Below are 20,492 nucleotides of genomic sequence, written 5' to 3'. Positions count from 1 at the left end.
ACCTTTCTTCCCGAGCCCGCCCCGGCGGGACCTTCGGCCGGTAACGGAAACTCCCGGCACCCCTGCGGGTACCGGGAGTCTCCGGTGTCACTGACCTGCTTACAGGGCGTCCGCGCCGCGCTCGCCGGTGCGCACCCGGACCACGTCGTCGACCGAGGTGACCCAGACCTTGCCGTCACCGATGCGGCCGGTGGCGGCGGCCTTCACGACCACGTCCACCACGTCCACCACGTCGGTGTCGTCGACCAGGACCTCGAGGCGGGACTTCGGCACCAGGTCGACGGTGTACTCGGCGCCCCGGTAGACCTCGGTGTGGCCCTTCTGGCGGCCGTAACCGCTGGCCTCGCTGACCGTCATGCCCTGGATCCCGAAGGTCTCCAGTGCGGCCTTCACCTCGTCCAGCTTGTGCGGCTTGATCACCGCGGTGACCAGCTTCATGCCGGGACCTCGCTCTCAGCAGTCTTCTTGGCGGCGACCACCGGGCGGGAGGAACCCCCACCGGTGGAGGAGTCGTAGGCGGACTCGGCGTGCTCGTGACCGTCGATGCCCTCGACCTCGGACTCCTCGTCCAGGCGGAACCCGATGGTCTTCTGGATGGCCAGACCAATGATGTAGGTCAGGACGAAGGAGAAGGCAAGGACGACGAACGCGCCCACGGCCTGGCGCCAGAGCTGGTCCACGCCGCCGCCGAAGAACAGGCCGTCCACGCCGGCCGGGGCCGTCGAGGTGGCGAAGAGGCCGATGGCCAGGGTGCCCCAGAGGCCACCGACCAGGTGCACGCCGACCACGTCGAGCGAGTCGTCGTAGCCGAAGCGGTACTTCAGGCCGACCGCCAGGGCGCAGAGCACGCCGGCGACCACACCGATGATGACCGCGCCGACCGGGCTGACCGAGTTGGCGGCCGGAGTGATGGCGACCAGACCGGCGACCACACCGGAGGCGGCACCGAGCGAGGTCGGGTGACCGTCGCGGAAACGCTCGACGACCAGCCAGCCCAGCAGAGCGGCGGCGGTGGCGGCGATGGTGTTGACCCACGCGGTGGCGGCGATGCCGTTGGCACCCAGGGCCGAGCCGGCGTTGAAGCCGAACCAGCCGAACCACAGCAGACCGGCGCCGAGCATCACGAACGGCAGGTTGTGCGGGCGGAACGGCTCCTTGGGCCAGCCGACCCGCTTGCCCAGCACCAGGGCCAGGGCCAGGCCCGCGGCACCGGCGTTGATGTGGACCGCGGTACCACCGGCGAAGTCGAGCGCCTTCAGGTCGTTGGCGATCCAGCCGCCCAGGCTCTCCGCACCGGCGGTGGCCCCGTCGAACGCGAACACCCAGTGCGCCACCGGGAAGTAGACGATCGTGGCCCAGACCGCGACGAACAGGCACCAGGCGCCGAACTTGGCCCGGTCGGCGATCGCCCCGGAGATCAGCGCGACCGTGATGATCGCGAAGACGCACTGGAAGCCGACGAAGGCCATCGCCGGGACGGTGAAGACCAGCTGGTCCTCGGCCATCAGGCCGGACAGGCCGAAGAACTGGCTCGGGTCACCGACCAGACCGGCGCCGAGGTCGTCGCCGAACGCCAGCGAGTAGCCGTAGAGCACCCACAGCACCGTCACGATGCCCAGCGCGGCGAAGCTCATCATCATCATGTTGAGAACGCTCTTCGTGCGGACCATGCCGCCGTAGAAGAACGCCAGACCTGGAGTCATGAGCAGCACGAGCGCAGCGCTCGTCATCACCCACGCGGTGTCGCCGGTATCCATCCGCACCCCTTCGAGGAGAACCGCCCCTCGGTGAAGGGGCCGTCATCGGGACCATCGTGTGTTCTGGGCGCCGCAGCTCAGGGTGACCGCGGCGGGGACCGACCCCTGAACGGAGTCGATCGCTCACAGAAGAAATTGCTGTGCGCCGGTTTCCTCGTGGCACCCGCAGGATTTCCGCCCCGTAACGTTTGGCGGCGGGATGTTTCCGCTCAGTTACCCGTGCTGGGCGTTAACCCGTTCGGGGGTATCCGCGCCAGCCCCGGAGCCCGCCGCAGCCCGCATGTGACCCAATGGTGATCGGAACGTTGCCGGGCCTGGCCGGGGGTCACGCAGAGATCAACTTGGTGATGTCTCAATCTCCACCCGAGGCCCCGGCGATCCCCTACCCGCGACGGAGGCGCCTACCCCCGCCCGCTTCGCAGACTGCCGGGTATGGACATCACACGTGGTCAGCTCCTACGTGGCGCCGCCCTGGCCGGCTTGGCCGTCACGTCCACCCCCGCAGTCGCCCAGGCCTGGCCCGGCTCGGCCGACGCGAAGGGCAAGCGGCGCGACGTCCCCTTCCGCGGGGTTACCTATGGCGTCAACAGCGGCGAGAGCCCGACGACCGGCTGGGAAGCGCGGCGGATGCGCAGTGACATGAAAGCCATCCGCGAACGTCTTCACGCAAACACCGTCGCAGTCATGGGCGACGGGGTGGAACGGCTGTCCGCCACAGCCACCGAGGCCGCCGAACGCGGCCTGACCGTTTTCCTGCAGCCCCGGCTCGGCGATGTGCCGGAGGCCGAGATCCTGGAGCACCTGGCCGAGTCGGGCCGGGTGGCCGAACAACTACGTAAGGACGGCGCACGGGTGCGCCTGAGCGTCGGCTGCGAGTTCTGGCTCTTCGTACCGGGAATCGTGCCCGGGGAGAACGCCCTGGAACGGGTTCAGAACCTGCTGAAGGGCAACTTCGATGCGGTGCACATGAGCCGTGAACTGCAACGCTTCATCGGCCTGAGCGCGCGCACCGGCCGTCGCGTGTTCAAGGGCCGGCTGACCTACGGCGCGGCCGAGGACGACGAGGTCGACTGGAAGCTGTTCGACCTGGTCAGCGTCAACTACTACAGCCACCACCGCAAGCGTCGGGACTACCTGCGTGACCTGCGGACCTACCAGGCCCACGGAAAACCGGTGATCGTGCAGGAGTTCGGCTCCTGCACCTTCGTCGGCGCTCCCGAGGCCGGCGGAATGGGCTGGAACGTCGTGGACTACGAGAAGGATCCGGCCGAGGTGCCGGCCCGCATCGTGCGCAGTGAGAAGGTCCAGGCCGACCACCTCGTCCGGCTCTACGACGTCTTCGCCGAGGCCGGCATCCACGCGGCCACGGTCTACGACTTCGTCAGCCCCGACTCGCAGCACAACCCCACCGAGCCGCGCTACGACTACGACACCGCCAGCTATTCCATCGTCAAGGCCGTCGGCCAGGGGAAGAACTGGCACTGGGAGCCCAAGCTCGCGTTCCACGCCCTGTCGCGGCGTTGGTGTCCGCAGAACTGAAAGGCCCACCAGAGGACGTTGGTGAGCCAGTCTCCTGATTGGCTCACGGACGTCCTCTGGTGGGCTCTTGCACTTCTACTGCACCCGAACGCTTATGGCCTCACGTTTGCCTCCGCCGCCCTCGTCTTCCCGGGTGGGAGGGGGAGGGCGGCGGACAAACTGGGCACACCTAGCGGCAGAGCGGGGTTCGGGATCTAGGCGAGCAGGGCGTCGACGAAGGCCTCGGGCTCGAAGGGGGCCAGGTCGTCCGGGCCCTCGCCGAGACCGACGAGCTTGACCGGCACGCCGAGAGCGCGCTGCACGGCGACCACGATGCCGCCCTTGGCCGTGCCGTCGAGCTTGGTCAGCACGATCCCGGTGACGTCGACGACCTCGCTGAACACCTTGGCCTGCTGCATGCCGTTCTGGCCGGTGGTGGCGTCGAGGACCAGCAGCACCTCGTCGACCGGCCCGTGCTTCTCCACCACCCGCTTGACCTTGCCCAGCTCGTCCATCAGGCCGACCTTGTTCTGCAGCCGGCCGGCGGTGTCGATGAGGACGACGTCGGCCTCGGTCTCGATCCCGGCCTTGACCGCGTCGAACGCCACCGAGGCGGGGTCGGCGCCGTCGCGGTCGCTGCGGATCGTCGGCACGCCCACCCGGTCGCCCCAGGTGGCGAGCTGGTCGGCGGCGGCCGCGCGGAAGGTGTCGGCCGCGCCGAGCACCACGTCCTTGTCCTCGGCCACCAGCACGCGGGCCAGCTTGCCCACCGTGGTGGTCTTGCCGGTGCCGTTCACGCCGACCACCATGATCACGGCCGGGCGACCGGGAGCGTGCTCCACGGCGAGCGAGCGGTCCAGGCCCTCGCCCGGGTCGACCAGCGCCTTGAGCTCTTCCCGGAGCAGGGCGCGGACCTGGTCGGCGTCGCGCACCCCGAGCGCGGAGACCCGCTCGCGCAGGCGGTCGATCAGCTCGGTGGTCGGGTCCATGCCGAGGTCGGCCAGAAGCAGCGTCTCCTCGATCTCGTCCCAGGTGTCGGCGTCGAGCTTGTCGCGGCTGAGCAGTTCCAGCAGACCGCGGCCGAGGGCGTTGGAGCGGGCGAGCCGGGCGCGCAGGCGGACCAGACGGCCACGCGGGGCCTCCGGGCGGTCGAGCTCGGGGACGAGGAGGGCCGGCTCGGCGACCTCGGGCACCTCGATCTCGGGGGCCTCGACGGTGGCCTGCGGCTCAGGCTCGAGGACGCCGACTCCGCCGGCCCCCTCCCCCTCGCCGGTGCTCGGGGCCCGGCGCTCAAGGGTGGGGGTGCCCTTGACCGGCGGCAGCGACGGCGGCTGCTGACGCCCGCGGCCGGCGAGCAGGCCGACGGTACCGCCGAGCGCCGCCAGCGCGACGATGGCGACGAGAATGATCCACTGGACGGTGTCCACTCCGGGCGAGCCTCCTCAGGCACAGGACGGCGCCGGGCCCCCGACGCCGAAGTAGATGACGTGTCGGCGTACCTGAGCATGCCAGCCCGACCGCCGGGACGCCCGCGCCGGGTACCTACAGCGCGCCGAGTCACCCAGATATCGGGGGTGGAGTCACGGAGCGAGGGCGGGCGCGTACGGCTGAACTTTGTGCCTGTGTGCCAGCAAGAACCGGGACAAGGCCAAAACAGAGGCGGCGGGCGGTGTGACCGCCCGCCGCCAGATCGAACTCAGCGACCGTTACGAACCTTGCCGCCCCTGGGCTTCTTGCCCCGCGACCGGTTCTTGTTGTGCGCCTTGCCGGGCTGCTGTGGACCCGACGACGCCGAAGCCTCGACCGGCTCGAGCACCGCGGTCTCGTCCACCTCGGACTGAACCGGCGGAATGAGCGCCGTCTCCTCGATGGCGGCATCGGGGACGGGCGGCATCGCGATGGTCTGGTCGGCCCCGGCGTCCGGGACCGGCGTCATGACCTCGGTCGCCGCGGCGGCAGCGGGCTGGCCGTCGCCCGTGGATGCGGGCTGCGGCTTGGGGGCGGTCTGGGACTTGGAGTCGGTCGCTGGCTTCTGGTTTGCGGCAGCGTCTGTAGCCGACTCGTTCCCAGCCCCTGCGGGCTCCGCGGTGGCCTTCGGCTCGGCGGCGGTCTGGGCAGCGGTCTTGGAGTCGACGCCCGTGGTCGGCCTGGGACCAGCGGCCGGCTTGGCGCTGGCCACGGGCCCGGACTCGGTGTTGACCTCAGACTTGGGCTCGATGCCGGTGCTGGGCTTGATATCAGTCCGGGGCTCGACCTTGATCCCGGTGCTGGCTTCAGTACCGGACGCGCCGGCCTTCGACCCCGTGCCCGTCTCGGACTCAACCGCTGCCTGGGACTCGGTGGCCGCCTGGGACTCGGTGGCCGCCTGGGACTCGGTGGCCGCCTTGGACTCAGTGGCCACCCCGGACTCGGTACCCACCTTGGACTCAGCGGCTGCCTTGGACGTGGTGGTCGCCACTGAGTCAGCGACCACCTTGGGCTTGGCGGACGCCGTGGACTCGGTGGCCACCTTGGATTCGGTACGCGCCTTCGGTGTCGCGGCTGCACCGGACTCGGTGGCCGCCTTGGGCTCGGTGGCCGCCTTGGGCTTGGCGGCTGCCCCGGACGTGGTGGCTGCCTTGGACCCGGTGTCCGTCTTGGACTCGGTGGCCGCCTTGAGTTCGGCGCTGGTCGCGGACCGCGCACCGGCCGCTGCAGGGGTGCTCGGTTTCGGCTCGGGGCTGGCCTTGGGCTGCGGGGTCGCCTTGGCGCTGGGCTTAGCTTCAGGCTGGGCGCTCGCTGCGGATGCTCCGGCTGTGGGCCGAGGGCTGGACGCGGGGGTCGCGCTCGGCTCGGGCTTCGCCTGGCCGGCGGGCTTGGCCACGCCACCCACGGGGCCGGTGATTCCGGGGCGGGCGGCCGGGCCAGTGGCCGCGGTGGACCGGCCGTCCGCGATCGGCTCGCGGATCGGGGCCATGATCACGACTTCGTCGGGGTTGGCCTTCGGGGTCTTGGCCGGTCCGGCCTGGGTCGTGTGGGCCTGGCCGGGGGTGGTGGGGCGGGGCGGGGTGGCGGCGACCGGGGGGATCATGACGGTCTCGTCGGAGGGGTCGACGGGTGTCACCGATCGGGGCGTGGCCGGCTTGGACGGCACGGCGTTCGGGGAGGCTGATGAACCGGCGTCGAGGTTCGCAGCAGCCGGCTTCGCAGCGGCTGGATTCCCCGCGGCAGGCTTCCCAACGGTCGGCTTCGCAACGGCTGGATTCCCCGCGGCTGGATTCCCCGCGGCAGGCTTGCCCGCGGTCGGCTTCGCAACGGTCGGGTTCCCCGCGGCAGGCTTCCCCGCGGCCTGGTTCCCAGCGCCGGGTTTTGCGCCGGCCGAGTTGGCGGGGGCCGGGTTCGAAGTGGCGGGCTTCGCGGGGCTGGGCTTGCCAGTGGTCGGCGCCGGGGTGGTCCGGGCGACCGGCTCCTGGACCGGAGCGATCATCACGGTCTCGTCGTCGGCAGCAGGAGCAGGCTTGGCTACCGGGTCCTGGACCGGAGCGATCATCACCGTCTCGTCCTCGGCAGCAGGAGCAGGCTTGGCAACCGGCTCCTGGACCGGAGCGATCATCACCGTCTCGTCCTCGGCGGCGACAGCGGCAGGAGTGGCGGCAGGAGCGAGGGGAGCCTTGACCGGCTGGATGCGCACGGTCTCGTCGGCGGGGGTGACCGGGGCAGCGGGGGCCTTGGCCGCAGCAGCAGAGGAGCTCGCCGACTGCTTGGCCCGAGCGGGGGCCGGGTTCTTGACCGAGGCCGAGCTGCGGGGGGCGGTGGAGGTGACGGCGGCGGCTGCGGTGCGGGACGCGACGGGGGCCTTGACCGGCTGGATCATGACCGTTTCGTCGGCCGGGTCGACCGCAGCCGGCTTCGGCCGGGCCGGGCCGGTGCTCTGCGGGCGGGCCTTGGCCGGCTGCGCGGCGGCGGTGGGCTTGGCCGGCGCGGCTGCCTTGGCTTCGGCCGATTCCGGCTGGGCCTCGGGTTGAGCGGCACCCTTGGCTTCGGCCCGGGCCGCCTCCTGCTGGGCCGCCTCGACCCGGGCGGCGGCCTCCTTGATCCGGCTGCGGCTGCCGATGATGGCGGCCACGTCGAACTTGTCGCGACGCGGGCCCTTGGGCTTGGCCACCGGGCGGGCCGGGCCGCTGGAGTGGCGGACCCCACCCTGACCAGCACCGACGTTCGCGCCCCCGGAACCGGCAGCACCCCCGGAGGAGGCAGCACCACCGGACGAGGCAGCACCACCGGAGGAGGCGGGGGCGTCGGCCGCGACCTTGGCCGCAGCGGGCTGGGGCTCGTTGTGCCGGACGGTCTTCTTGGCGTCGCTCTGCTTCGGGGACGCCGGAGCGGCCGCGACCGCGGCGACGCCGGGCGTGGTGACGCCACGGGCCGGGGTGCGCGGTGCGTGGGCGGTGGAGCGGGCGCCCGCCGAGGCGGGGACGGCCCCGGGGACAGGAGCGATCGGCCGGGTGATCTCGGCCTCGGCGAAGGGGCGGTCGCCGTCGTCGGCGATCTCCGGATCGGTGGGCACCGCGATGTCACGCATCGCGATCTCGCCGGTGTTGCCGAGCCATGCGGACGCCGGGTGGGTGCGGCCACCGGCGGCCGTGGCCGAACGGGTGTGGCCCCGGGGCTGCGTGCGCCCCAGGCGCGCGGTGAGGTCGGCCGCCCCGAGGACGGTCGGGCGAGCGCCGTTCTTGGCCGCCGGGCCGGCCGGGTTCTCCCGGTCCTCCAGACGGTCGAGCGCGCTGTGCATGGCCTCGCTCACCGGGTGCCAGATGCGCTGGAACCACTGGGCCGTCGCGATCGATGCGCGCCACGAGGCGATGACACCGCGCACCGTGCCCCGGCCGGCAGCCACCGGGGCCGAGGCCGCCGTCTTCACCGCCCGTTCGCCCTCGGGCGTGAGAATCTTTCTGCCCGAGCGTAATTGAGGTGCGGCGATCAGGTAGAGGAATCCGATCGCAATGGTCAGGATGAGCAGGAGTCCCACGATCGCGGCAAGCACATGTCTACGTTACGAGGTATTTCGCTCCGGCCCAATGGGAACGGCCCTGCCAATTGTTGCGATCGCATCACTTCGGTCCGCCGGGACTGGACACGTGACCGAATCCGTGCCTGTGATTGACCGGCAAAAGCATCGGCGAGACAACGGCTTTCACAGGATGACGCTGGTCACGGCGATGCACCCGGAAATCCGGCCGGGCTTCGCCCCGATGGAGCAGTCACAGGAACGACACCGGCGATTACCGGAAAAGTCCCAGCCCGCAACGGGAACTGCTGACCATGGTCGGCCGTTACCCTTCACGTTTCCCGGGCACAGCGAAAAACGGCCCTCGGCCGGGTAATCGAAAAAGCCCTCGGGATGCACCCGAAGGCCTTCACGATGTCATGCGCGCCTCAGGCCCGCATCATGGGCGAGTCAGCCGTTGCCGGAGGCCGGGTCCACGGGCACCGCATCGAGGTCGATCACCCGGTCTGCCGTCCCGCCGGACTCTGTGTGCACACCCGCTTCCCCAGCATCACCGACAACCTCGCCGACCCCGGCCGAAGCACTCGCCGGCGGGCGCCGCCGCCCCGAACCCGAGTCCGAATCACCGTCGTCCGACAGCCGCTGACTGATCACCGTGGTCACCCCGTCGCCCCGCATGGTGACGCCGTACAGGGCGTCGGCCACCTCCATGGTGCGCTTCTGGTGCGTGATCACGATCAGCTGCGACGACTCCCGCAGCTCCTGGAAGATCCCGATCAGCCGGCCCAGGTTGGTGTCGTCGAGCGCCGCCTCCACCTCGTCCATCACGTAGAACGGGCTCGGCCGGGCCTTGAAGATCGAGACCAGCAGGGCGACGGCGGTGAGCGAGCGCTCGCCACCGGACAGCAGCGACAGCCGCTTGACCTTCTTGCCCGGCGGGCGGGCCTCCACGTCCAGGCCCGTGGTCAGCATGTTCGAGGGGTCGGTGAGGATCAGCTTGCCCTCGCCGCCGGGGAAGAGCCGCTGGAACACCCCGACGAACTCGCGGGCGGTGTCGTTGAAGGCCTCGGTGAAGACCTCCTCCACCCGCCGGTCCACGTCCTCGATGATCTGCAGCAGGTCGCGCCGGGAGACCTTCAGGTCGTCGAGCTGCTTGTTCAGGAACGTGTGCCGTTCCTCCAGCGCCGCGAACTCCTCCAGGGCCAGCGGGTTGACCGTGCCCAGCAGGTTGAGCCCGCGCTCGGCCCGGCGCAGCCGCTTCTCCTGGGTGGCCCGGTGGTAGGGCACCGGCTCGGGCGGGGTCTCGGGCTCCGGGTCGCCCGGGGCCGGTGGGCTCGGCGGCACCAGCTGGTGTGGGCCGTACTCCTCGATCAGCACGTCCGGGTCCATGCCCAGTTCGTCGACGCTGCGCTGGCGCAGGGCGTCGATCCGCAGGCGCTGCTCGGTGCGCACCACCTCGTCGCGGTGGGCCGAGTCGATCAGCCGGGACTGCTCCGCCGCCAGCCTCTGCTCCCCCTCGCGCACCACCTGCAGCTCGGCGTTGCGGGCGTCCCGCTCGGCCTCCAGCCGCAGCCGCTCCTGTGCGGCCGTGGCCAGCGACTTCTCCAGCAGGACGAGCAGGTACTCGCCACCGGCCAGCACCGCCCGGGCGATCTGCATCTGGCGCTGCCGGCGCTCCTCCCGGGCCACCGCCCGCGCCCGCGCCGCCCGCTCCTCCGCGGCCCGGCGCATCAGCTGCTCGGAACGACCGGCCACCGCCCGGGCCCGCTCCTCGGCGGTGCGCAGGGCCAGCCGGGCGTCGGTCTCCTCGCTCCGCAACCGCGAGGCGGCCTCGACCAGCCGGTCGCGCTCGGAGGTGTCCGGCTCCTCGTCCGCCGCCGCGGCCGCCTCGGAAGCGGCCTCCAGCTGGGCCTCCAGCTCGAACAGGGCCTCACGGGCGCTCTCGGCCGACTGCACCGCCCGCTCGCGCTGCCCCCGCAACCGCTCGACCTCGGCCTCGGCCGCCCGCGCGGTACCGGCCAGCCGACCGCGCTCGGCGGCCAGCTTTGCCTCGGCCTGGGCCCGGCGGCCCTCCAGCTCGCTGAGCCGGCCCTCGACCCGCCGCAGGTCGCCCTGGGCCTGCTTGACCGACCCCTGAAGATCACGGACCCGCTGCTGCACCTCGGTCTGCCGGTCGCGGGCCTCGCTCAGCGCCGACCCGGCGTTCTCCGCCTTCTCGGCCGCCGCCGACACCCGTTCCTCGGCCTGCTCGACCGCGGCCTGGGTCTCGATCGGGGACGGCGCGGAGGCCGACCCACCCCGCACCAACGAGGCCGAGACCAGCTCACCGGAGGTGGTGACCACCCGCAGCTCGGGCCAGAGCCGGATCAGGTCGGCCGCCGCCCGCAGGTCGGTGACCACCGCGACCCGGTGCAGCAGCCGGTCGATCGCGGCCGTGAGCTCGATCGGCTCGCGCACCAGGGCCCGGGCCCAGCGGGCGCCGGGCGGCAGGGTGGGCCAGCCGGCCGGGTCCGCGTCGGCCACCGTGCCGGTGCGCCCCGCGTTGCCGGCCGGGACCAGCACCGCCTGGCCCCCGTCCTCGGCGGCCAGGTAGTCGAGCGCGGCCAGGGCTCCGGTCAGGTCGTGCACCGCCACCGCCTCGGCGGCCGGCCCCAGGGCCGCCGCCACCGACGTCTCAAATCCGGTTTCCACAGCCAGCACCGCCGCGAGCGAACCGATCAACCCGGGCACCCGGTCCCCGGCGGCCAGCACCGCACCGGCGCCGTCCTTACGCCGCAGCCCCAGAGCCAGCGTGTCCCGGCGGGCCGCCCACTCCTTACGCTCGCCGTGCGCCTCGCGCTCGGTGTGCCGCAGTGCCTCGAGCTCCCGGTTCAGCGCGGTCAGGTCGGCCTGCGCCGCCTCCAGCGCGGCCTCGTCGGCGGCGATCCGCTCGGCCACCTGCTCGGCCTCGACCTGCAGGGCCTCGGCCTGCTCGGCCTGCGCCTGGGCCGCCCCGCCGTCGTCGGGAACCTGGGAGTCCAGCGCCGCCACGGCCGCCGCGGCCTCGGAAACCCGCTGCTCGGCGTCGGTGATGGTGCCCGAGAGCCGCTCGACCGCCTCGGCCGACGCGTTCACCGTGCTGCGCTGCGCCCCGACCTTGCCGGCCAGCCGGGCCAACTGCTCACGCTGGTCGGCCGCCCGCCGGGCCTCCTCGGCCAGCCGCTGCTCCTCGGTCCGGGCCGCGCGTTCCGCCTCCCGGCGCCGGTCCTCGGCCATCAGCATCAGCTCGTTGGCGCCCTCGACCTCGGCCTGCAGCTCCTCCTCCTGCTCGCGCACGAGCGCGGCCTGGGCCTCCAGGTCCTCCGGGTCGCGCCCGGTCTGCCGCTCGTCCGGCGCCGACTCCGACAGCAGCCGCAGCCGGTCGGCGGCCAGGCTGTTGGTGCCCCGGGTGCGCTCGCGCAGCGAGGAGAGCTGGAACCAGACGTTCTGGGCGTGCGAGAGCTGCGGGGCCGCCGCACTGGTGGCCAGCTCCAGGGCGGAGAGCCGGGCCCGGGTGTCGGTCAGCTCCTGCTCCACCGCCGAGCGCCGTTCCAGCACCGCGGCCTCGTCGGCCAGCTCGGCGGCGATCTGCCCGGTCAGCGTGACCAGGTCGTCGGCCAGCAGCCGGGCCTTGGCGTCGCGCAGGTCGGCCTGCACCACCTGGGCCTTGCGGGCCACCTCGGCCTGCCGGCCCAGCGGTTTCAGCTGACGCCGGATCTCGGTGGTGAGGTCGGCCAGGCGCTGCAGGTTGCCCTGCATGGCGTCGAGCTTGCGGATCGCCTTCTCTTTGCGCTTGCGGTGCTTGAGCACCCCGGCCGCCTCCTCGATGAACGCGCGGCGTTCCTCGGGGGTGGCGTGCAGGACGGCGTCGAGCTGCCCCTGCCCGACGATCACGTGCATCTCGCGGCCGATGCCGGAGTCGGACAGCAGCTCCTGGATGTCGAGCAGGCGGCACGGGGAGCCGTTGATCGCGTACTCGCTGCCGCCGGAGCGGAACATCGTGCGCGAGATCGTGACCTCGGTGTAGTCGATCGGCAGCGCGCCGTCGGTGTTGTCGATGGTCAGGGCCACCTCGGCGCGACCCAGCGGGGGGCGGCCGGAGGTGCCGGCGAAGATGACGTCCTCCATCTTGCCGCCGCGCAGGCTCTTGGCCCCCTGCTCGCCCATCACCCAGCTCAGCGCGTCGACCACGTTCGACTTGCCCGAGCCGTTGGGACCCACCACGCAGGTGATGCCCGGCTCCAGACGCAGCGTGGTGGCGGAGGCGAACGACTTGAACCCGCGCAGGGTCAGGGTCTTCAGGTGCACGGGCGGCGCTCTCCTTGAGCTGATGCGGACGTCCCAGGGTATCCGTCGTGGCGCACCACCCCGCCGCAGTGCTGGCACACTGGGCCGCGATCGGACCGGCCCATCACCTCGGCTGCTCGCAACAGGGCGAAACCGCTTGGAGGAAGAGCCCCACCATGACCTCGGCCACTCGTTCCACCTCATCCGAAGCGCTCTCCGGCATCACCGTCCCGGACCACCCGGCCTCGCAGGTCTGTGTGGACGCACCCGGGTCGGGCCCGGGGTACTGGACCGGTGCCCCCAGTGTCTGCTTCGAGAACGGGGTGTTCTGGCTGGCCTACCGGGTCCGCCGCCCGCTGGACGCCGGTCGTGGCGTGGCGGTCACGCTCGCCCGCAGCGACGACGGCGTGAACTTCGAGACGGTGGCCTCGGTCGGGCGGGACATCTTCGGCGCCGCCTCGCTCGAGCGCCCGGCCCTGCTGACCACCGGGGACGGCGGCTGGCGGCTGTACCTGAGCTGCTCCACGCCCAACTCCAAGCACTGGTGGATCGAGGCGCTGGACGCGACCGACGTGGTCGACCTGCCCACCGGCAAGCGCACGATGGTCCTGCCCGGCGACGAGCTGACCGGGGTGAAGGACCCGGTGGTGCACCGCGACGAGAACGGCTGGCGGATGTGGGTGTGCTGCCACCCGCTGGACGACCCGGACGCCACGGACCGGATGAACTCCCGCTTCGCGACCAGCGAGGACGGGCTGACCTGGGACGTCGGCCCGGTCGCGATCGAGGGGCGGCCCGGCGCCTGGGACGCGCGTGGAGCGCGGATCACGGCGGTGACCGCGCAGGGGGATCGGCTGGTCGCCTACTACGACGGCCGGGCCACCTCGGCGGAGAACTGGTTCGAGCGCACCGGAGTGGCCCAGGGTCCGGCCCAGGGTCCCAGCGTGGGCACGTTCGCTGCGATCGGTGAGCAGCCGGTGGCCCGATCCCCCCACGGCGACCACGCCCTTAGGTACCTCGACGTGGTCGACCTGCCGGACGGTTCACGACGCCTGTACTACGAGGCGGCGCTGCCGGACGGGTCGCACGACCTGCGCACCGAGCTGGTCAAGCCGGAGTAGCCCCCACCGCGCAGGACGGCCGCCGGGTGCACCATGGACGGGTGTCAGAGCTTCACTCTTCCCCGCGGTCGATCGTGCGCAGCTGGGGTCTGACGGAGCTCCGGCCGCACGAGCACGCTCACTGGGGAGCACTGCGCGCCGTTGTCTCGGTGGGTGCGCCGGTGGCCGTCCTTCTCGCCCTCGACCGGGCCGACCTGACCTTGTTCGCCAGCTTCGGGGCCTTCAACAGCCTCTACGGCCGGCACTCGGTCTACGCCGCGCGCCTGCGTATGCAGACCGAGGCCGGGCTGTTCCTGGTCGGTGCGGTCGCTCTCGGTGTGCTGGCGGGCGCGATCGGCGGCTCCTGGCTGGCCATCACCGCCACTGCCGTCACCAGCGTCCTTGCGTACCTGGTCTCGCGCTGGCGGCATTGGGTGCCCCCGGGAGCTCTCTTCCCGGTGTTCGCCGTGAGCGCGTGCTCGGCACATCACCAGTCATGGAACATGCTGCCGGTCGCTGTAGGGGTGAGTGCCGCTGCCGCGGTCTTCGCAGTGCTCGTAGGTCAGACCGGGCAGCTGTTCCCGGCCGGGCGCGAACGGCAGAAGCACGCGGCCCGGCCACTGCTCAGCCGGGCCGAGCTCTTCGGCTCCGAAGGTGTACGGGGCGATCTGATCGTCTACGCGGCTGCCCCGGTGGTCGCCGGAGCGACTGCGCTGACCGCCGGGGGCGCACATCCCTACTGGGCAATGGTTTCGGCGGTGGTCCCGCTGACCGGGCCGAGCAGTACGCAGCGGATCGCCCGTGCCATGCACCGGATCTGGGGCACGCTGGCCGGGGTGCTCCTGAGCGTCGCGATCCTCTCGTTCGACCCAGGGGTGGTGACAACCCTCGTCCTAGCCCTGATCGCCCAGACCTGGGCCGAACTGTTCGTGGCCCGCAACTACGGTCTGGCGGTTGTCGGGATCACTCCCCTGGCGCTGCTGATGCAGCACCTGGCGGTGGAGAGCGACCCCTTCGCCACCGCCGGCGACCGCCTGGCCGAAACCGCGCTGGGGCTGGCCGTCGCCGTCGTCCTCATTCTGCTCACCCGACGGCGACCAAAAGCCCAGATTTAAGACGTCGGTGAGCACGGACGTCCGTAAGTCGCCTTGGTGGGTGGGGGCTACTCAACTCTCGGTCGCCGAAGGGGCGAACTGCCCCCTCGACGTGGTTCCCATCCAGTCGGAGAACGACTGCCCGGCGAGCTCGTTGAGCAGGGCGTTGTCTTCCCGGTACGCCTCGACCAGACGCATCCGCACCGACGCGTCGAGCACCGGCCGGCGGGCGCCGCCCTTCTGCAGGTAACGCAGGAGGGGCTCACTCACCTGCCGCCACACCTGCGGCGGTAGGTAGGCACCGGCGGCGGCGCCGGCCCGGACCACCCGGGACAGTGCTTCGGTGCGGCGGCCGGGAGGCACGTAGGAACGGGAGTTCTCGCGGGCGGGCTGCTCGATCTGGCCCGGCTCGACCCCGAGGAAGGCGCAGACCTTGCCCAGCGCCGCCTCGGGCGTCTCGACCAGGTCGCGGTAACGCAGCACGTGCACCTGGTCACGGCCGAACAGTTCGATCAGGTCGCGCAGTTGTTCGCCGTACAGACCGAGCCGGCGGTAGTGCCAGAACGGCGCCCAGCCGGCCGCGACCCGCTCGTCCTCGGCGGCCCAGGCCTCGGCGAAGTCGGCGATCGGTTCCAGGCCGTCCGAGCGCAGGTGCATCCAGTTGGAGTACGCCCGGTCGATCGGGTCGCGCAGCACCACCAGGAGTCTGGCGTGCGGCACGTCGGCGGCGATGCGGCGCTGGGCCTGCCGGTCGTACAGGTAGAACGGCGTGCTCTCGCCCTTGAGCGTGCCGGCCGGCGCCACGTCGAACAGCGCCTCGTACTCACCGCGCCGCCACACCCACTCCTGCGCGCTGTGCGCGTCTCCCGGCCCCCGCTGCTGCGAGCGGGGCGGCGGCCGCCCGTCGCACATGTAGAACTTCGGCTCCTTGACCGCCGACAGGAACAGCTGCGGATGCTGCGCCAACGCGGCGTGCAGGGCAGTGGTGCCGGCCTTCGGTGCGCCGAGCAGAAAGAAATCGGGCAGAGCCATCTCAACGCCTCCGGGGTCAGGATCAGAGAAATTCTAGACCAATCCGATAGAGTTACTTGTAGAGCGGCCGAACGAGTGCTTCACTCGATCTCATGAGTTATTGACCTCGTAGCTGATCTGGGCCGACGCCCGCGAATGACAACCGGCCGGGCTCCGGCCGGGAGGTGTTCCAGGCGTCGCGGGCGGTGCTTTGCTGATCTACGCGACCGGAGCTTCTCAATGCTGACCTCACCGGGAACAGATGCCAATCGAGCCGACCCCTCCCCGCAGGCTGGGCTGGTCGTGCGGCTCAGTGTGCCGGGCGCCACGGCCGACGGCCGGCGAGGCGGGCGCGAGGTGAGCGCCGACGGGCAGAGCCCCCGCGCCACCCAGCCGGGCCCCGACCTGCGCGGGATCGCCCGGGCGGTCGAGGATCTGGTGCACGCGGTGGCGCCGGACGTGGTCACCAGCGTCGAGATCGAACTGCGCGAGCCGGCCCGTCCCACCCGCCCGGTCTCCGCCCCCGGCTCGGCCGGCACCCCGGTGAGCAGCCCGGCCAACGGGTCGGCGAGTTCACTCGTGGGCCAACGGCGTTGGGGTACCCCGAACGAGGAGACGGCCGCGGTCACCGCGCTGGCCCCGGTTCCGGCGGCCACCCCGCGAGCTCCGGGTTCGGGCGAGCCGTTCGACGTGGACACCACGCGCCGCACGCTCGAACTCGACGGTGAGCCGGTCGAGCTCACCCGTCGCGAGTTCGACCTCCTGGCCTTTCTCGAACGGCACCGGGGTCAGGCCCTGGGCCGTGACGAGCTGATGCGGGCGGTGTGGCACACCGGCTACATATCCGGCGACCGCACCATCGACGTGCACGTGCGGCGGCTGCGGGTGAAGCTCGGCCGGCACGCCGACCGCCTGGTCACGCTGCGCGGCTACGGCTACCGGCTGGACTAGCGGGCGTTGCGGGGCCGGGGCTGGCACTTGGGGCAGAAGAACGACGAGCGGTTCATGAAGCTCTCCCGCCGGACCGGGCCACCGCATCGGTGACAGGCCTCGCCCTCGCGCCCGTAGACGTCCAAACCCCGCTCGAAGTAACCGCTCTGGCCGTTCACGTCGACGTACAGACTGTCGAAGCTGGTGCCGCCCTGGGCCAGTGCCTCGCGCATCACGTCCTGGGCGTGGGCCAGCAGCCGGTTCAGGGTGGGCCGGTTCAGCGTCTCGGTGGGCCGCGCGTAGTGCAGCCGGGCCCGCCAGAGCGCCTCGTCGGCGTAGATGTTGCCGATGCCCGAGATCAGCGTCTGGTCGAGAAGGGCCCGCTTCAGGCCGGTCTCGCGGCGGCGCAGACGGGCCGCCAGCAGGTCCACGTCCAGCACCGGATCCAGAGCATCGCGGGCGATGTGGGCCACCGGCACCGGGATCAGCGCCTGTTCGGCCGCGTACTCCCCCTCGACCGGGCCTTCACCCACGGGTTCTTCCGGCCGCCCGACCGGCAGTTCACCGTCGTCGGCCGGCACCCCGCCCAGACCACCCGGCCCACCGTCCGGTGTCTTGACCATCTCGACCACGGCCAGGCCGCCGAACATGCGCTGGTCGACGAACCGCAGCTCCCGCCCGGTACCGCCACGCATCCCCAGGCGCACCCGAAGATGCTTCTCGTCCGGGGCGTCCGGCGCCTCGAGCAGCAACTGGCCGCTCATCCCGAGATGGGCCAGCAGGGCCTCGCCCGAGTCGAGAGTCAGCCAGAGGAACTTGCCGCGGCGCACCGCGTCGAGCACGGTGACCCCGCTGAGCCGGGCCACGAAGTCGTCGATGCCGGCCTCGTGCCGGCGCACCGGGCGCGGGTGCAGCACCTCGACGTCGTCGATGGTGGCGCCGATCGTCCAGCGGGCCAGCCCGCGCCGCACCACCTCGACCTCGGGCAGTTCCGGCACCGCTCAGCCGTTCTGGTTCTTCGGGTCGCCGTCCGGCTTCCCGTCGGCCTTCTCGGCGGCGGCCTTCTCGGCCCGTTCGGCGGTGAGCCGGCCGAACGCGGCGGCGGCAGCCTCCTGCTCGGCCTCCTTCTTGGAGCGCCCACTGCCCTCGCCCCGCCCGATGCCCTGCACCAGGGCCGAGGCGTGGAAGATCTTGGCGTGGTCGGGGCCTTCCTCGGTGACCGCGTACTCCGGCACCCCGAGCCCCTCCATCGCGGTGAGCTCCTGCAGGCTGGTCTTCCAGTCGAGGCCGGCGCCGAGTTCCGCGCTGGTGGCCAGCAACGGGTCGACCAGGCGGTGCACGAGCAGGCTCGCCACCTCCATGCCGGACTCCAGGTAGACCGCGCCGATCAGGGCCTCCACGGTGTCGGCGAGGATGGACGACTTGTCGCGCCCACCACTGGCCTCCTCACCGCGGCCCAGCATCAGGTACTGGCCCAGGTCGAGACGGCGGCCGACACCGGCCAGCGCCCGCATGTTGACCACCGCGGCGCGCAGCTTGGCCAGCTGCCCCTCGGCCAGGTCGGGATGACGGCGGTACAGGGCCGAGGTCACGACCAGGCCCAGCACGGAGTCGCCCAGGAACTCCAGCCGCTCGTTGGTCGGCAGCCCACCATTCTCGTACGCGTACGAGCGGTGGGTCAGCGCCTGGAACAGCAGGCCATGACTGACCTGGACGCCGAGGACCTCGACAAGCTTCAGATGCTTGGCGAGCGCCTCGGCGTCCAGGCCGTCGGGCAGTGCGTCGTCGGGGTCAGTCACAGCTACGTGGGCTTCCTGACCTGACGGGGGAACGACAGCTCCCTCGTCAGACGCCTGCCCGGCCGTCATGCTCAGACTCAGAGGTCCTTGACCTTGCGACCCTTGTACTCGAGGTACAGCGGGGTGCCGGCGGAGTCGGTGACGACGCGCGCCTGGTGCGGCCGGGAGTAGGTGGTGGTGCCACCCGACGTCGTGGCGGTGAGCGCCGTCGGCGTCGCCTTCCACTGCGCCCGGCGGGACCGCGTGTTGCTGCGGGACATCTTCCGCTTCGGAACGGCCACGCCTAGCTCTCCTTCGTTTCGTCCGGGCCGCCCACCGTGGACGGGCCGGAATCTTCCTGAGGCATCCCATCGGTCAGGATGCCCTGGAGCGCCGACCACCGGGGGTCGGTCACCTCGTGACTGTGGCCCGGGTCGTCTGCCAGCCGCGCCCCGCACTCGGAGCACAGACCTGGGCAGTCTTCCCGGCAGACCGGCTGGAACGGCAGTTCGGAAACCACCGCGTCGCGCAGGCCGGGCTCGAGGTCGATCATCTCGTCCTCGAGTTCCTGCCGGTCCTCGTCCTGGTCCTCGGCGACCCGGTTCTCGGGGTAGCTGTACAGCTCCCCGATCCGGACCTCCAGTTCCAGCCGGACCTCGTCCAGGCAGCGGATGCACTCACCCACCGCCGTGGCCGAGACCGTGCCGCTGACCAGCACACCCTCCATCACCGCCTCGAGCCGGAGATCCAGCTCGACGTCGGAGCCCTCTGGGACGCCGATCACCTCGGTGCCGAGCTCGGCCGGGGCCGGGACGGTCCGCTTGACCTTTCGCATCATGCCCGGGCGCCGGCCGAGTTCCCGGGTGTCGAGAACGTAGGGCGATCGGGCGTTCAGACGAATGGTGCACTCCTTACAAGCACAGAACGGACGCGTCCGGCCCTGGGTGGTGGGACCTCCGGGAGGAGGTACCGCGCACCCGACCGGGCCGACACAGTAAGACCAGCTCGCAAGGCTACTTCAGGTCGTGGCCTTATCCCAAACCGGAACGCTCGGCGGCGCGCTCGATCGCGGTCAGGTCGAGCACCCGTCTCTCCGGGCCGGTGGCCAGACCAGTACCGATACCGGCCGGGACGCGCGGTTGCGGGTTCTCCTCGGAACTACCTGAGGACGCGGGTGGGCCAGTGAGATCGGCACCGGCAGTGTCGGGGGTGTCACCTTCGGGGACGGCCGGTTCCGGCTCGTCCGGTGCCGGCCCCTGGGCCCCGCCCGGTGCCCCGGCCCGGTCGACCTCGGCCTGGTTCTCGCGTTCCTGGTCGTACGCGTCCTCGGAGGCCACGGCGACCTGTTCGTACTGGTCGTAGGCCTCGTCCCGGGAGCGCGCCGGGCGCCACTGCTCCTCCTCGGGCTCGCGCTCCACGGCCTGCTCGTACTCGGCCTGCACGTCGCGACCCTCCGGATCGGCCTCGTCCGGCAGCGGGTCGAGGTAGTCCAGCTCGCTCCGGTCGCGCAGCCGGTCCCGCCCGCGGCGCACCTGCCCGAGCGTGCGGTGCAGGTCGTCCTCCAGCGCAGCGAGCCGGTTGTCGCAGTACAGGTCACACTCGCGCAGCAGCCGGGCGGCCTCCGCGCGGGCGGCGTCGAGGATCTGCTCCGAGCGTGCCCGGGCACTGGCCACCAGCGCCGTCTCCATGATCATCCGCTCGGCGTCGGCCTGCGCCTGGGCCAGCAGCTGCTCCGCCTCGGTCTCGGCCCGGGAGATCACCTCCTGGTGCGCGACCAGCAGCTCGGCCGCCTGGTCGAGCTCCACCGGCAGCTCGGCGCGGGCCCGTTCCACCAGGGCCAGCATCTCGGCGCGGTTGACCATGCAGGACGCCGAGAGGGGCACCGACGAAGCCCGCTCCACCATCGCGCCCATTGCGTCCAAGGTTCGGCGAAGACTCACCGATGACCTCCCTCCACCGCTTCGGTCCGATGCGGGAGGAAGTGGCTAATTAACTCAGAGTAACCGTAGGGT

The 20,492-nt window shown here is 71.7% G+C and carries 15 protein-coding genes; 4 read left to right on the top strand and 11 right to left on the bottom strand.

Annotation, left to right across the window (positions count from 1 at the left end; translation table 11 throughout):
• Positions 1–99: 99 nt before the first annotated feature.
• A complete protein-coding gene (locus QSK18_RS15695; protein WP_232813573.1) occupies positions 100–438 on the bottom strand; it encodes a P-II family nitrogen regulator in 339 nt (112 codons plus the stop codon).
• Complete coding sequence (locus QSK18_RS15690) at positions 435–1,757, bottom strand: ammonium transporter (protein WP_232813574.1); 1,323 nt, start codon at positions 1,755–1,757, stop codon at positions 435–437. Before QSK18_RS15690 ends, QSK18_RS15695 begins: the two co-directional genes overlap by 4 nt.
• Before the next feature lie 432 nt (positions 1,758–2,189).
• Between QSK18_RS15690 and QSK18_RS15685 the strand changes: the two genes are divergently transcribed.
• Positions 2,190–3,296 (top strand): glycoside hydrolase family 113 protein, encoded by a 1,107-nt coding sequence (locus QSK18_RS15685; RefSeq protein ID WP_285619876.1) that lies wholly within the window; start codon positions 2,190–2,192, stop codon positions 3,294–3,296.
• 194 nt (positions 3,297–3,490) lie between these two features.
• Here the strand turns inward: QSK18_RS15685 and ftsY are convergent, their stop codons facing one another.
• The 3 genes from ftsY to smc all read right to left on the bottom strand — a co-directional run bounded on the left by ftsY (position 3,491) and on the right by smc (position 12,588).
• Entirely contained in the window at positions 3,491–4,702 is a 1,212-nt protein-coding gene (gene ftsY / locus QSK18_RS15680; RefSeq protein ID WP_232813576.1) for a signal recognition particle-docking protein FtsY, read from the bottom strand.
• Positions 4,703–4,971: 269 nt separating this feature from the next.
• The gene (locus QSK18_RS15675; protein ID WP_285619873.1) at positions 4,972–8,298 is read right to left on the bottom strand and encodes a hypothetical protein; all 3,327 of its coding nucleotides are present in this window, start codon (positions 8,296–8,298) and stop codon (positions 4,972–4,974) included.
• Between the two features lie 414 nt (positions 8,299–8,712).
• Entirely contained in the window at positions 8,713–12,588 is a 3,876-nt protein-coding gene (smc, locus tag QSK18_RS15670; protein ID WP_285619871.1) for a chromosome segregation protein SMC, read from the bottom strand.
• A gap of 155 nt (positions 12,589–12,743) precedes the next feature.
• Between smc and QSK18_RS15665 the strand changes: the two genes are divergently transcribed.
• Both QSK18_RS15665 and QSK18_RS15660 read left to right on the top strand, forming a co-directional pair.
• Positions 12,744–13,688, top strand: a complete 945-nt coding sequence (locus QSK18_RS15665) for a hypothetical protein (RefSeq protein ID WP_285619868.1) — start codon at positions 12,744–12,746, stop codon at positions 13,686–13,688.
• A gap of 41 nt (positions 13,689–13,729) precedes the next feature.
• Positions 13,730–14,782: an FUSC family protein gene (locus QSK18_RS15660; RefSeq protein WP_232813580.1), complete on the top strand. Its 1,053-nt coding sequence runs from the start codon at positions 13,730–13,732 to the stop codon at positions 14,780–14,782.
• Between the two features lie 51 nt (positions 14,783–14,833).
• Here QSK18_RS15660 and QSK18_RS15655 read toward each other — a convergent pair whose 3' ends face one another.
• Positions 14,834–15,793: a sulfotransferase family protein gene (locus QSK18_RS15655; RefSeq protein WP_232813581.1), complete on the bottom strand. Its 960-nt coding sequence runs from the start codon at positions 15,791–15,793 to the stop codon at positions 14,834–14,836.
• 219 nt (positions 15,794–16,012) lie between these two features.
• Between QSK18_RS15655 and QSK18_RS15650 the strand changes: the two genes are divergently transcribed.
• Positions 16,013–16,723 (top strand): winged helix-turn-helix domain-containing protein, encoded by a 711-nt coding sequence (locus QSK18_RS15650; protein ID WP_232813582.1) that lies wholly within the window; start codon positions 16,013–16,015, stop codon positions 16,721–16,723.
• Here QSK18_RS15650 and QSK18_RS15645 read toward each other — a convergent pair.
• The 5 genes from QSK18_RS15645 to QSK18_RS15625 form a co-directional block, all read right to left on the bottom strand.
• On the bottom strand, positions 16,720–17,700 hold the full coding sequence (locus tag QSK18_RS15645) for an Fpg/Nei family DNA glycosylase (protein ID WP_232813583.1): 981 nt from the start codon (positions 17,698–17,700) through the stop codon (positions 16,720–16,722). The two genes, QSK18_RS15650 and QSK18_RS15645, sit on opposite strands and share 4 nt — an antisense overlap.
• A gap of 3 nt (positions 17,701–17,703) precedes the next feature.
• Positions 17,704–18,501, bottom strand: coding sequence for a ribonuclease III (rnc, locus tag QSK18_RS15640; RefSeq protein WP_232813584.1), 798 nt, complete (start codon positions 18,499–18,501; stop codon positions 17,704–17,706).
• Between the two features lie 77 nt (positions 18,502–18,578).
• Positions 18,579–18,782 (bottom strand): 50S ribosomal protein L32, encoded by a 204-nt coding sequence (rpmF, locus tag QSK18_RS15635; protein WP_052533759.1) that lies wholly within the window; start codon positions 18,780–18,782, stop codon positions 18,579–18,581.
• Positions 18,783–18,784: 2 nt separating this feature from the next.
• On the bottom strand, positions 18,785–19,318 hold the full coding sequence (locus QSK18_RS15630) for a YceD family protein (RefSeq protein ID WP_285619857.1): 534 nt from the start codon (positions 19,316–19,318) through the stop codon (positions 18,785–18,787).
• A gap of 193 nt (positions 19,319–19,511) precedes the next feature.
• A complete protein-coding gene (locus QSK18_RS15625; protein WP_232813586.1) occupies positions 19,512–20,420 on the bottom strand; it encodes an ATP synthase subunit B family protein in 909 nt (302 codons plus the stop codon).
• Positions 20,421–20,492: the final 72 nt, after the last annotated feature.

Source organism: Kineosporia sp. NBRC 101677 (assembly GCF_030269265.1).
Taxonomy (GTDB): Bacteria; Actinomycetota; Actinomycetes; order Actinomycetales; family Kineosporiaceae; genus Kineosporia; species Kineosporia rhizophila.
The sequence above is the reverse complement of the archived record's forward strand: the minus strand, read 5'-3'. Positions and strand labels throughout refer to the sequence as shown.